The organism is Chryseobacterium sp. 1B4, assembly GCF_036631475.1.
In the GTDB taxonomy this organism is placed as follows: Bacteria; Bacteroidota; Bacteroidia; order Flavobacteriales; family Weeksellaceae; genus Chryseobacterium.
Map to the genome: position 1 here is coordinate 164,747 of NZ_JAPNUF010000003.1, position 13,192 is coordinate 177,938.

The following is a 13,192-nucleotide window of genomic DNA, read 5'->3' on the forward strand; positions in this document are numbered from 1 at the left end:
TCATTTTTTAGTCAGGAATAACAGAATAATTTTCCATTAATTCAGTGTTAAATTTCCTAACGGTGTTAATTTTTAATTCAAAAAAATTTACAAAGACTTAATAAAAGCCGAAACAGTTTCGTCCAAAGTCGTCTTATTCATTGTTGAAGGGATATCAGCAGTACGCATCATCATAATAGAGATCATTCCGTGAACGGCAGAAAACAGAGCATGAGACATATGACAGGCATTGTCGGGATTGGATCCGTTTTTCTTAATAATCTCATAAGTACATTCATAGATCAGTTCCTGGAATGACGAAAATTCCTTTTTCATCTGTCCTTTTCCGCAGCATTGCATTCCAAGACCAAACATCAGCTGGTAATATTCCTTATTTTTAAAAGCAAAGTTCCAGTACGCATCCACAATGGCAACAAGCTGCTCTTCCGGAGTGTCGTGTTTCTGCTGAGCTTTTAATAATTCTATGTGTAACTTGTGAAAGCCATCTAATGAAATTTCAAACAGAATGGCATCTTTATTTTCAAAATAATCATAAACTACAGGGGCACTATACTCAATAGCATCTGCTATTTTACGCATAGAAAGTGAACCCCAGCCTTCGGTTTTAGCCAAAGTAAAAGCAGCCTGCAAAATATTTGCACGGATGGATTCTTTTTCTCGTTGACGGCGTTCATGTAGACCCATGATATTTTTTTACTAACAGCGTTAGCAAAACTACAAACTTTTTGATATAACTTCCAAAGGATATTATGATTTTTATAGATTGGACTACTACTTAATGAAAAATAAATGAAGGCTGGAAGCTGGAAGAATGGGAGCTGGAAGTTATTTCTAACATTAAATAATGGAATAATAGAATTTGGCTATAACTATTTTTGAGCCTTAAAATCTTCCCTCCTCCAGCTTCCTTACCCTACAAAAATAAAATGTCTGTTTCAGAACCCGGCTCAATTAACAAAAGAAATAATTATCTTTGCCAGTAAAGAAAAAAGGATATGAATACTCCATCAAATATGCTGGCATTAGGAACAAAAGCACCGTTTTTTGAGCTTCCTAACCCGTCAAAAACAAATGAACTTCAGTCATTGGAAGAACTGAAAGGAGAAAAAGGAACACTGGTTATCTTCATGTGCAACCATTGTCCGTTTGTTCTTCATGTGATTGATAAGATTAATGAATTATACGAAGATTATAACGAAAGAGGAATTGAATTCATAGCAATCAATGCCAATGACGTTGAAAAATATCCGGCAGATTCTCCGGAAAAAATGATTGAATTCCAGATTGAAAGAAGATTTGATTTTCCTTACTTATTCGATGAAAGCCAGGCGGTAGCCAAAGCTTATGATGCGGCTTGCACACCGGATTTTTATTTCTTTGATGATAAACTGGATTTGGTGTACAGAGGTCAGATGGATGATTCAAGACCTGGAAACAATAAAGATGTAACCGGTGAAGATTTAATCATTGCTTTTGAAAATCTTTTGGCTGGAGAACCTCAGGAAGAAATTCAAAGACCTAGCATGGGATGTAATATTAAATGGAAATAATTGCTGGTTGGTAGTTGTTTAGTTACCGGTTTTTACTTAATAATATAAAGCTGCTCTTTTGGAGTGGCTTTTTTGTTGATTGTAACATCGTTCACTTAGCTATTCGCACACTTTGTCACTCCGCAGGAGTCTCAGCATAGTTTGTCTTATTATAAGTTACTGCAAAATTACATATGAGAAAGCCTGGATTCCTACGGAATGGACAAGTACGAGAGCATGATCTATTCATCCACTTTTGTCACTCCGCAGGAGTCTCAGCATAGTTTGTCTTATTATAAGCTACTGCAAAATTACGTATGAGGAAGCCTGGATTCCTACGGAATGACAAGTACAACATTTAGTATGGCCACAAACACTTTTGTCACATCGCAGGAGTCTCAGCATAGTTTGTCTTATTATAAGTTACTGCAAAATTACATATGAGAAAGCCTGGATTCCTACGGAATGGACAAGTACGAGAGCATGATCTATTCATCCACTTTTGTCACTCCGCAGGAGTCTCAGCATAGTTTGTCTTATTATAAGCTACTGCAAAATTACGTATGAGAAAGCCTGGATTCCTACGGAATGGACAAGTACGAGAGCATGATCTATTTATCCACTTTTGTCACTCCGCAGGAGTCTCAGCATAGTTTGTCTTATTATAAGCTACTGCAAAATTACGTATGAGAAAGCCTGGATTTCTACGGAATGACAAGTACGAGAGCATGACCTATTCATCCACTTTTGTTACACCGCAGGAGTCTCAGCATAGTTTGTTTTTATTATAAGTTACTGCAAAATTATATATGAGAAAGCCTGGATTCCTACGGAATGGACAAGTACGAGAGCATGATCTATTCATCCACTTTTGTCACACCGCAGGAGTCTCAGCATAGTTTGTCTTATTATAAGCTACTGCAAAATTACATATGAGAAAGCCTGGATTCCTACGGAATGACAAGTACAACATTTAGTACAGCCATACAGTTTGCCACCCGCAGGAGTCTCAGCAAAAATTAAAAACTTACCTTAATTTTAGCCTCTTTTTCAACCTTCAGATCCACATTCACTTTATTATGTGTATAATTCTTAATAAACTCCGAAGGTGTTTTTCCTGTATATTTTTTAAACATCCTGTTAAAGTATGTTACATTATTAAAACCACATTGATAGCTGCATTCTGAAATAGATCGGTCCTGTACCATCAGCAGACATGCCTTATTGATTCTGTATCTGTTTACAAACTCTGTAAAAGTGATCTGCGTCGCTTTTTTGAAAAAATTACAGAAAGCCGGCAGTGTGAGATTAGCCAGTTTTGCAACATCTTCAATATCAATTTCCTTGTCATAATGATGTTCTACATAAGTGAAGATATTTTCGAGGCGGGCTTTATTTTTGGAAATAATCGTGTAAGGCATAATTTCTTTATTCAGTAGATCATAATCTTCACATTTCGAAAGTTCAAAAAGAATTTCCAAAAGCAATAAATATCTTTTATAACCTTCTGATTCCAGCATAAGCTTCAATTTTGGGAGCATTATTTTTTTTACTTTATGGTGAAAATGAATCCCGTATTTTGAAAGTTCCAGAAGATTTTTGATGGATCTGGCTTCTACTTCCTGCTGGGGAAACTGAAGGATTTCTTCCTTAAACTGAAGGACAATTTCTTCATGAGGGTCAATGGAGTTCAGTCCGAATCCTGAGTGGGGGATATTAGACCCGATTAACACAAGATCTCCATTTGTGTAATTACTTTTATGGTAGCCGACGTGGCGGGTTCCGCTCCCGGAAATGACACATACCAGCTCAATTTCGGGATGGTAATGATATTCCCATTTGAACTCTGAGATAGGGGAATTATTATGAATAGTGCGGAACGAACTCTTTTCATTAGGAATCACCCTTTCAAAAGTAACTTTCATTTAATTAATCATATTTAATTCTTAAAAATACTAATTATATTAATATAGTTCAAATATTGATTTACTGTGTTAAATTATCGTTAACACAAATGCTTCTATCTTAGCCGACAAGAAGTAACCTGAATGAAAAATATTAAGATCAAGGCCGTTTTATTTTTAAATTATTTTGTCTTTGCCATTCTTCTGAATTCTGTAGGAACTGTGATCCTGCAGGTACAGCAGAATTTTGGAATTTCAAAATCCTCGGCCAGTGTTCTGGAAGGCTTTAAAGATCTTCCGATTGCCATATGTTCATTCATTCTTGCTTCATTTCTTCCTAAAATAGGAATCCGGAAATCAATGCTGATTGCCTTGCTGCTGGTAAGCTGTATGTGTTTTGTAATGCCGTTTACCAATGCATTCTGGGTATTCAAACTATTATTTGCCATCGTAGGTATTTCATTTGCCCTGATCAAAATATCGGTTTTTACTTCTATTGGATTGGTAACTGAAACAGATAAGGAACATTCCAGTTTTATGGGATTTCTGGAAGGGTTTTTCATGATTGGAGTATTGGCAGGGAATGTTTTATTCAGCTTATACATTGACGATCACAATCCGGAATCTACACGATGGCTGAATGTATATTGGGTTCTCGGAGGACTTTCCAGCCTGTCTTTTTTATTCCTTTTCTTTTCAAAACTGGATGAGAAAGAAGCGAAAAGTGAGAAAACAGATCTGTTGGGAGATTTAAGAAACAGTGCAAGTCTGTTCAGTTATAAAAAAGTGCTGTGCTTTTTATTATGCGCTTTCCTTTTTGTACTGGTAGAGCAGAGTTTTCAAACCTGGACGCCTACTTTTTATAAAGAGATTTTAAAAGTACCAACCTCCATGAGTATTCAGGCGGGAGCAGTTTTGGCAGGTGCTTTTGCACTGGGTAGATTCTTGTCGGGGTTTTTCTCCAAGAAATTCAGCTGGTTCTATGTGGTTTCTTTTTGTGTGACAGGTTTTGCCATTAGTTTGCTTCTGGTTCTGCCGTTAACTCACAATATTCATATAGATACCGATACAAGTTGGCTGAATGCCCCATTGGTTGTGTATTTGTTTCCTTTGATGGGAGGTTTGCTGGCACCAATTTATCCGAGTATTAATTCTGTAATTCTGGCATCTATTCCCAAGTATCTGCACAGTGCCATGTCAGGGTTAATTGTTGTGTTCTCAGCAATCGGAGGAACTATAGGTTCCATCATTACCGGTTTTGTGTTTCAGGAATTCAGCGGGCAGCGGGCATTTTATCTGTCCTTGATTCCATTGTCATTACTGATCACTTCAGCGGTTTTCATGAATAAATTAAAAATTAATCCTAAAAAATAGCAATGAGTAATCAACTTTATATAAACGATATTCAAAACCTTTTTGATGACGTGCAGCGATCTGAAATTTTTGAAGATCAGAAAATGATGACGGATGCGGTTCCCTTATTTCCTGTTTCAAAGATCAATGAAGATTATGAAAAAACGAAAAACAGTCCCGGTTTTGATCTGAAGGATTTTGTAATGGCTCATTTTGATTTCTTAGGGGCCAGAGTTTCTGTTCAGAGGGAAGATCACCTTCCGATTGCGCATCATATTGAAAAATTATGGGATGAACTGACCCGAACGGCATATGAGGAAAAAGGAACACTGTTAAAATTACCGAAACCTTATATTGTCCCGGGTGGCCGTTTTAATGAGTTTTTCTATTGGGACAGTTATTTTATTATGCTTGGATTACAAGCTTCCGGCAGGATAGAAATGATGGAAAATATTATTGAGAACTGCTCTTATCTTATTCAGAATGTAGGATTTGTTCCCAATGCAAGCAGAACTCATTTCCTGAGCAGATCACAGCCTCCTTATTTTTCATTAATGCTGGATCTTCTTTTTGAAACAACTCATGATCAGGAAATTTATACAAAATATTATAACACTCTTGAAAGGGAATATGCTTTCTGGATGAATGGGGAAGAAGGACTTGAAAACAATTCCAGTATAAAAAGAGTAGTAAAAACAGCAGACGGAGATATTCTTAACCGGTATTACGATGCAGAAAATGCACCACGTCCTGAAAGCTACCTGATCGATATTGAAGATCATGAAAAAACAACAGGAGCTGAATTTTACAGAAACATAAGAAGCGCCTGTGAGTCAGGCTGGGATTTTTCCAGCAGATGGTTCGCAGACGGACAAAATATACAGACGATAGAAACGCTGAACCTTGCACAGATTGATCTGAACTGCCTTTTGTGGCATCTGGAAATGTCCCTGGCAAAAGCTTCAGCACTTCAAAATCTGACAGAAAAAGAAAATTATTTTACTGAAAGAGCAGCAGGCCGAAGACAGATGATCAATCAATATTTCTGGGATGAAAACGCTAAGATTTACAAAGATTATCACACTAAAAAAAACACAAAAACACCGTCTGAACATATTGCTGCTCTTTACCCTTTATTCCTTGGTATTGCAGATCAGAAGCAAGCAGAAGCAGTTGCTGAAGCTATAGCTGAGAAATTTCTTTATCCGGGAGGACTTGTGACGACCACAAAAAAATCAGGACAGCAATGGGATCTTCCCAATGCATGGGCTCCTTATCAATGGCTGGGCTTTAAGGCAATGAAAAATTACGGCTTTGATGAGCTGGCAGAAAAAATTAAGACTAACTGGTGTTCCAACGTAGAAAGAGTCTACCAGAATACCGGGAAACTAATGGAAAAATACAATGCATTAGATACGGAAACAATAGCAGGCGGCGGGGAATACCCCAATCAGGATGGATTCGGCTGGACGAATGGAGTGTATTTACAATTACAACAGAACAGAAACTAACTATAAAAAATAAGGCTATGAAAAAAAATCAATCTTTTTAATCGCCGCAACAGCTACGTTATATTTTAATAATGCTTATGCCCAGGAAACTCCGCAGGACTCTGCAAAAGTTTCTTCCATCGATCAGATTGTCATCACAGGAAACTCAAATCCTAAGAAAAAAATAGAATCCAGTACAGCGATTTCCACATTCAGTTCCAAAGAAATTCAGAAGCAAAACCCGATCAGTGCAGCTGCTTTATTACAAAGGGTTCCCGGATTTGCTGTGGAAACATCGGGAGGTGAAGTCGGTAACAACCTTTTTGCAAGAGGTATTCCTTCCGCTGGAGCCTATGAATTTGTACAGGTACAGGAAGATGGTCTTGCCGTTTTTGAAGACGGCGCGCTTCAGTTTGCCAATGCGGATAATTTTTTCCGTGTAGATAATTCCGTAAGCCGTATGGAAGCTTTAAGAGGAGGTTCAGGATCCATTTTTGCAACCAATTCCCCCGGCGGTCTGATCAATTTTATTACAAAAGAAGGAACCAATGATTTCAGAGGTACGGCAAAACTGGAAACCAGTACCTACGGATTAATGCGTACTGATGTGAATGTAGGCGGAGCATTGGTTCCGGATAAATTATTCTTCAATGTCGGCGGCTTTTACAGAACAGACGACGGTATCAGAAAAACAGGCTTCAAAGCCAATAATGGAGGGCAGATCAGAATGAACCTGAAATATGTTTTTGATAAAGGCTATGTAAAAGTATATTATAAAAAACTGGATGACAGAAATACATTTTTCCTTCCCATTCCTTTGATCCAGAATGGAAATAAACTGAAGGGATTCCAGGGATTTGATCCTAATTATGGAACCTACAGTTATAGAGCCATCAGCCAGCTGAACATTCCGCAGGCCGGAGGCGGTTTTTTTAACAGAAATCTTGAAGACGGAATTCATCCGAAAGTTGATGTTGTAGGTGCTGAATTTAAATATGATCTTGGGAATAATTTCAGTGTTTTAAACAAGACAAGGTATACGGATATCAATATGAACTATACCGGGATTTTTCCGGCGGGAGGTCCTAAGCAGGCTTCTAAATATGCAACAGATCAGGTAAAAGACGGCGGACTTGGTATGAGTGACTATCAGTACTCCCTGGTGAGCAACGGAGCTGTTGTAAATCCTGAGTTTGTACAAAAATTAGGATTCTGGGCAATTGATAAGCAGATGAATAACTTTGTGAATGATCTGCAGTTCAATTATAAATTCGATAAAGGAAACGTTACAGCAGGGTTTTACAAATCCAATTGGAAATCCCAGCAGTACTGGAACTGGAGCAATATTCTGACAACAGCTACAGACAGACCTGAACTTCTGAATCTGGTAAACCCGTCTCTTAGTCCATCTGATGATGGATACTCTAAAACTTATAACGGAGTGATGGATATGACATTTTTGCAAAGAAGAACCCAGACCCAGGGAAGTTTGAATGACCTTTATGTAAACTTAGACTATAACATTACAGATGCTTTAAGTGTGAATGGAGGCCTTCGTTACAGCCATGATTATTATAAAGGAAATTTTGCCAATACAACGGCTTCCAACCTGAATAATTCCGGGTTAACAACAGATGGAACTCATGGTTTCAATACCACTACAGCTGATGATAATATGAGTGTATTAGGAAATAAATATACCTATTGGAATTATAATATAGATAAAGTTTCCTTCACATTGGCAGCCAATTATAAGATCAACAGGGAGAATGCAGTGTATGCCCGTTTTTCCAATGGATTCAGATCTCCGAATGAGGAAGCGTACTACAACTATTTTTCCAATCCGACACCGGATAAACCTTTAAAATCGGTAACAACCAATCAGCTGGAAGTAGGATACAAATATTACTCGCGTACTTTTGATGTGGCAGTGATTCCGTTTTATTCTACATTAAAGAACCTGTCATTTACCGATATTTTCTCTGATGGGAAATCTGAAAATACTTTTGCCAATACACAAAACTATGGAGTTGAGGTGGAAGGATATGCCCGCTTATTCAATAATATTTTAGAACTTACTTTCAACGGAACCATTCAAAGTCCAAAATATAAAAACCTTGAAGCAGGAAGTGTTCTGGAAGGTAATGTAGTAAGAAGAATGCCGAAATTCTATTTCAATATTTCACCGGCAGTGAATATCACAAAAGAATGGAGAGCTTATGTAAGCATGAATTACTATGGAAAACGTTTCCAGGATGAGAAGAATGTACAGACATTGCCTTCTTTCACAGAATTTGGAGCAGGAATGTCTTATCAGCTGGGAAAAATACGTTTTGCAGTGGACGGTACCAATATTTTCAATACAATTGGTATCACAGAAGGAGATCCGAGAGCAGGATCACCAAACGGAGACGGAATCATCATGGCCAGGCCGATTATGGGGGCTGCTGCCAGAGCATCAATCACTTTGGATTTCTAAACTCTGTTTCTTTATAACAACAAAACCGTCGGAATTTCTGACGGTTTTGTATTTTTATATTCTCCGGTATTAAGTATCAGGCCTAAGTTAGATTCCGGGTATTTACAGAACCTTCTCAAATGCTACTTCAAAAACGGATTATACTGTTTCTCAAACCCGATTGAAGTAGGATTTCCATGTCCTGAGAAAACCTGGGTATCATTATCTAAAATAAAAAGTTTCGATTTGATCCCTTCAATCAGCTGATCATAATTTCCTTTATACAGATCTGTTCTTCCTATGCTGCCTTCAAAAAGTACATCACCGGAGATCATGAATTTCTGGCCTTCATGATGATATACTACGCTTCCCGGAGAATGTCCCGGAACATGATATATTTTAAACTTTTCACCATCCAGGTCAAGTTCGTCTCCCTCTTTAATATATTCGATATCTACTTTTACAGGATCTACCTTCATCCCGAATCTCACACCGCTTGCCTGAAGCATATCCAGTACTTCCTGATCTTCCTGATGCATATTCACAGGGACCTTGAAGGTGTCAAATGCCCATTGAAGCCCGAAGACATGGTCAATATGAGCATGTGTCAAAAGAATTTTCTGAATCTTCAGTCCTTTCTCAGTAATGAAATTATCAATAGCCTGAGTTTCCTGAGCATTCATATTTCCCGGATCTATTAACCAGGCATTTTTATTTTCGTTATAGATGATGTAAGTATTTTCGCTCGCAAAGTTGAAAACGAAACCTTGAATCTGAAGCATATCTGAATATTTTTTATTCAAAAATACGATATTATTAAGAAAATGGCTATTTTTCGCTATCTTCGTCATAATGAAAACTTTGCGAATACTCTTACTTTCTTTAAGCGGACTGGTTTTTGGGCAGAATATCCAAAGTATCCAGCTGTTCAATCCCCAGACCAATGACGAAACTCCTGTCATTAAAATAGGAGAACAATTGGTTCTTGGTTTTGATGATCTTACCAACGGCAGTCAGATCTACCGGTATACCTTCAAACATTATGACAGAAACTGGAATGATGATAACCTGTTTTTTACAGAGTTTGCCGCCGGAAGCATGAATGCGCTTCTGGATCAGTTTCAGTATTCTTTCAACACACTACAGGCTTATACCCACTACAAACTGGTTTTTCCCAATGATAAGATCCAGCTGAAAGTGTCAGGGAATTATGAACTGATCGTTTATAAAGATTCCGCAGACCAGCCTCTTTTCAAAAAAGGTTTTATCTGGTAGAAGATGTAACATCTGTGGGGCTAAATATTTCGAGATTTTCAGATGCAAAAAATCCCAACGTTAACCAGAGGGTAGAAGTGAATGTTTCTCCGAAAGGAGGGGATATTTCTTCCAACGTCAATTCAATCACGATGAATGTGATGCAGAATAACAACCCGAATATGGTGATTTCTAACCTTAAGCCGAGCAGCGTTTTAGGAAATCAGATACTTTTCCAGCAGATGAATCTCGTTTTTCCGGGAGACAATGAGTTTTATTATTTCGATAATAAAAATATGAACATGGCAGCGGATATGGTGCGCGCCACGGAAATAAAAGATGATGTCAACCAGACCTATCTTCATCCTGTATGGGCATTTCCTTTGAATTATCAATACCAGCCTGACGTAAATGGAGCATGGTATTACAGAAGAAATGACCTGGGAAGAGAAAGAGATGCGGAAAGAGAAGCTGACTATTCATGGGTACATTTCTATCTGGATTCTGATCCTGTGGACAAAGAGATTTATGTTTTGGGAGGATTTAATAATTATAAGCCAACTAAGGAAAATCAGATGCAGTACGATTCTGCTACGAAGCAGTATGTGGCTAAAATATTCCTGAAACAAGGTTTCTATAATTATGTACTCGCAACGAAAGAGGCAAATGGCTCTTTGAACTTTGGTGAAGTTAATGGTAATTTCTGGCAGACGGAGAACCTTTATCAGGCATTTCTGTACTATGCGCCTTTCGGAAGAAATTACGATGGCCTTATGGGATATGGTGAATTCAGAACCCCGATTGCCAATAAACGATAAATGATCTGATATAATCATTATAAAAATTATACATATAAATGGGACTGTCTCTTGAGATGGTCCTTATTTTTTGTCCGTATTAAAACAATTAATCTTATAAACCTTAGATTGAGCCTTATTTTTTTAATTATAATGCACTGCATAGTGAAAAAAATAATTCACAAAATTTTGATTTTAATTAAATTTTTTAACATAAAATTTATATTGTTGAAAAATTATATTTAAATAATTTTCTTTGTTTTAAAATCATTATTGTGTTTTATTTATTGATTTATAATATCAATTGAATTTTATTCATTGTTTTTATTGTTTTATTGTGAAAAGTTTATAAATTCGTCATCACAATCAACCATTATTAATATGAAAACGAAATTTATCTTAGTGGCAAGCGTTGCTGCCTGCTCTTTTGTTTTTGGACAAAACACACCATCACAATTAACTCCGGGTAAAAGCGGTTTACATGCCGAATTTATGAGATTTGAAAAAAATGCGCCGGCATTCCAGGGAAGTCCGGTTTTATTTGATGAAGCCTCTCAGCGACTTTCTCCCGGACAAGGCCGTAAATTAAGCTCAGAAAAAGACGCATTAGGTTTTGAAATTCAAAGGTTTCAACAGACTGTAAATAATATTCCGGTAGAATACGGAATGATGGCTGTACAGACAAAAGACGGAAAAATTGTAGGTCAATCCGGGAAATGGGTTATGAAAGTTCCCAAAGGACTTGACAAAAACGCCAGCCTTGCTGAGAATGTAGCATTACAAAGTGCTTTATCATTTGTAGGGGCAGAATCCTATAAGTGGAAAAACAAAGAAGAGGAGGATTTTCTTAAAAAAGAAACCGGAGACCCTAATGCAAGTTTTGCTCCAAAAGGTGAATTGGTATATTATTCAGATCCTGATGATGACAAGCTGAACGATTTAAGGCTGGCATATAAATTTGATATCTATGCCGAAAAGCCATTAAGCAGACAATATGTTTTTGTAGATGCTAAAAACGGAAAAGTACTGGGAGTAGATGCTATTATTCATGAAGTGAACAGCCCGGGAACAGCTGTTACAGGATACAGCGGAACCCGTAGTATAACCACAGACTCTTATAACGGAAGCTACCGTTTAAGAGAAACAGGAAGAAATGCCGGAACAGCTGTGGAAACTTATAACCTGAGAAAAGGAACCAGCTATTCTTCTGCTGTAGACTTTACAGATACGGACAATAACTGGAATAATGTCAATACCAATAAGGATCAATATGCTACAGATGCCCATTGGGGTGCAGAAATGACAGTAGATTATTTTTATTCAAAATACGGACGTAAGAGTATTGATAATAATAATTTCGCTATTAAATCTTATGTGCATTATTCCACCAACTACTTTAATGCGTTTTGGGATGGCTCCAGAATGACTTATGGTGACGGAAGCTCTACGACAAACGGTGGAAAACCTTTAACAGCACTGGATGTCTGCGGTCATGAAATCACGCACGGCTTAACTTCCAAAACAGCTAATCTTGCTTATCAGAGAGAATCAGGAGCTTTAAATGAAGGGTTCTCAGATATTTTCGGAAATACAATTGAGCGCTGGGCAAGACCTACACAGGCAAGCTGGACACTTGGAGAAGATTTCAATTATGTGATCAGAAATATGGCTAATCCCAATGCTTACAGCCAGCCGGATACCTATATGGGAACTTACTGGAAAACAACCACCACTTCAGGTTGTGTAACGCCGAGCCAATCTAATGATTATTGTGGGGTACATACCAATTCAGGAGTACTTAATTTCTGGTATTATCTGTTAGTAACAGGAGGATCAGGCACCAACGATAAAGGATTTGCTTATAATGTTTCCGGAATCGGACTGGATAAGGCAGGTGCTATTGCCTACAGAACACTGACAACTTACCTGACTTCTTCTTCTACATATGCGAATGCAAGAACCTATTCTCTTCAGGCAGCAGCAGATCTGTACGGTGCCGGAAGCAATGAAGTAACACAGGTTACCAATGCATGGAATGCTGTAGGGGTAGGAGGTGGAACTTCTCCTGCCGGATTGGTAGCATCAACTTCAAACCTTTCAGCTTATACCATCAGCCCGAATCCGGCAACTGACAGATTCACTGTAAATTTTGAAGGTAAAGCAGGAAAAGGAATTGTAGAGTTGGTGAGCCTTACAGGTAAGAAAGAACTTTCTGAAAAAGTTGAAATCACTGATGGAGTGAATAAACTTAACATCCAGTTACCATCCAGCATTCTTCCGGGAGTATACATTGTAACCGTAAACGGTCAGAAAGCAGGAAACCTGATTAAAAAGTAACACCAAATAAATTTTAATATATTCAACAAAAAGGCCGCAAGTTAATCCTTGCGGTCTTTTGTATATTTAA

General features: G+C 37.7%; 8 protein-coding genes and 1 pseudogene. 6 read left to right on the forward strand and 3 right to left on the reverse strand.

Annotation, left to right across the window (positions count from 1 at the left end; genetic code table 11):
• Positions 1–87: 87 nt before the first annotated feature.
• Positions 88–684, reverse strand: a complete 597-nt coding sequence (locus OWR28_RS02785) for a TetR/AcrR family transcriptional regulator (protein WP_002976724.1) — start codon at positions 682–684, stop codon at positions 88–90.
• A gap of 311 nt (positions 685–995) precedes the next feature.
• Between OWR28_RS02785 and OWR28_RS02790 the strand changes: the two genes are divergently transcribed.
• Complete coding sequence (locus OWR28_RS02790) at positions 996–1,550, forward strand: thioredoxin family protein (protein ID WP_332385400.1); 555 nt, start codon at positions 996–998, stop codon at positions 1,548–1,550.
• A gap of 998 nt (positions 1,551–2,548) precedes the next feature.
• Here the strand turns inward: OWR28_RS02790 and OWR28_RS02795 are convergent.
• Positions 2,549–3,454, reverse strand: coding sequence for an AraC family transcriptional regulator (locus OWR28_RS02795; RefSeq protein WP_332385401.1), 906 nt, complete (start codon positions 3,452–3,454; stop codon positions 2,549–2,551).
• A 123-nt stretch (positions 3,455–3,577) separates the two neighbouring features.
• On the opposite strand from OWR28_RS02795, the gene OWR28_RS02800 reads away from it, so the two are divergent.
• From OWR28_RS02800 to OWR28_RS02810, 3 genes are read left to right on the forward strand one after another with little or no spacing between them, the layout of a single operon-like run.
• Entirely contained in the window at positions 3,578–4,807 is a 1,230-nt protein-coding gene (locus tag OWR28_RS02800) for an MFS transporter (protein WP_332385402.1), read from the forward strand.
• Between the two features lie 2 nt (positions 4,808–4,809).
• Positions 4,810–6,297, forward strand: coding sequence for a trehalase family glycosidase (locus OWR28_RS02805; protein ID WP_332385403.1), 1,488 nt, complete (start codon positions 4,810–4,812; stop codon positions 6,295–6,297).
• Positions 6,298–6,337: 40 nt separating this feature from the next.
• Positions 6,338–8,755: a TonB-dependent receptor domain-containing protein gene (locus OWR28_RS02810; RefSeq protein WP_332385468.1), complete on the forward strand. Its 2,418-nt coding sequence runs from the start codon at positions 6,338–6,340 to the stop codon at positions 8,753–8,755.
• Positions 8,756–8,877: 122 nt separating this feature from the next.
• Here the strand turns inward: OWR28_RS02810 and OWR28_RS02815 are convergent, their stop codons facing one another.
• Positions 8,878–9,516, reverse strand: a complete 639-nt coding sequence (locus OWR28_RS02815) for an MBL fold metallo-hydrolase (protein WP_332385404.1) — start codon at positions 9,514–9,516, stop codon at positions 8,878–8,880.
• Between the two features lie 70 nt (positions 9,517–9,586).
• Between OWR28_RS02815 and OWR28_RS02820 the strand changes: the two are divergent.
• Both OWR28_RS02820 and OWR28_RS02825 read left to right on the forward strand, forming a co-directional pair.
• Positions 9,587–10,806 (forward strand): annotated as a pseudogene (locus tag OWR28_RS02820) (type IX secretion system plug protein).
• Between the two features lie 360 nt (positions 10,807–11,166).
• Positions 11,167–13,122, forward strand: a complete 1,956-nt coding sequence (locus OWR28_RS02825) for a M4 family metallopeptidase (protein ID WP_332385405.1) — start codon at positions 11,167–11,169, stop codon at positions 13,120–13,122.
• Positions 13,123–13,192 lie beyond the last annotated feature (70 nt).

Excerpts from the sequence above, each read along its gene's own strand:
- OWR28_RS02785 (WP_002976724.1), bottom strand. The coding sequence starts at position 684 with ATGGGTCTACATGAACGCCGTCAACGAGAAAAAGAATCCATCCGTGCA.
- OWR28_RS02790 (WP_332385400.1), top strand. The coding sequence starts at position 996 with ATGAATACTCCATCAAATATGCTGGCATTAGGAACAAAAGCACCGTTT.
- OWR28_RS02795 (WP_332385401.1), bottom strand. The coding sequence starts at position 3,454 with ATGAAAGTTACTTTTGAAAGGGTGATTCCTAATGAAAAGAGTTCGTTC.
- OWR28_RS02800 (WP_332385402.1), top strand. The coding sequence starts at position 3,578 with ATGAAAAATATTAAGATCAAGGCCGTTTTATTTTTAAATTATTTTGTC.
- OWR28_RS02805 (WP_332385403.1), top strand. The coding sequence starts at position 4,810 with ATGAGTAATCAACTTTATATAAACGATATTCAAAACCTTTTTGATGAC.
- OWR28_RS02815 (WP_332385404.1), bottom strand. The coding sequence starts at position 9,516 with ATGCTTCAGATTCAAGGTTTCGTTTTCAACTTTGCGAGCGAAAATACT.
- OWR28_RS02825 (WP_332385405.1), top strand. The coding sequence starts at position 11,167 with ATGAAAACGAAATTTATCTTAGTGGCAAGCGTTGCTGCCTGCTCTTTT.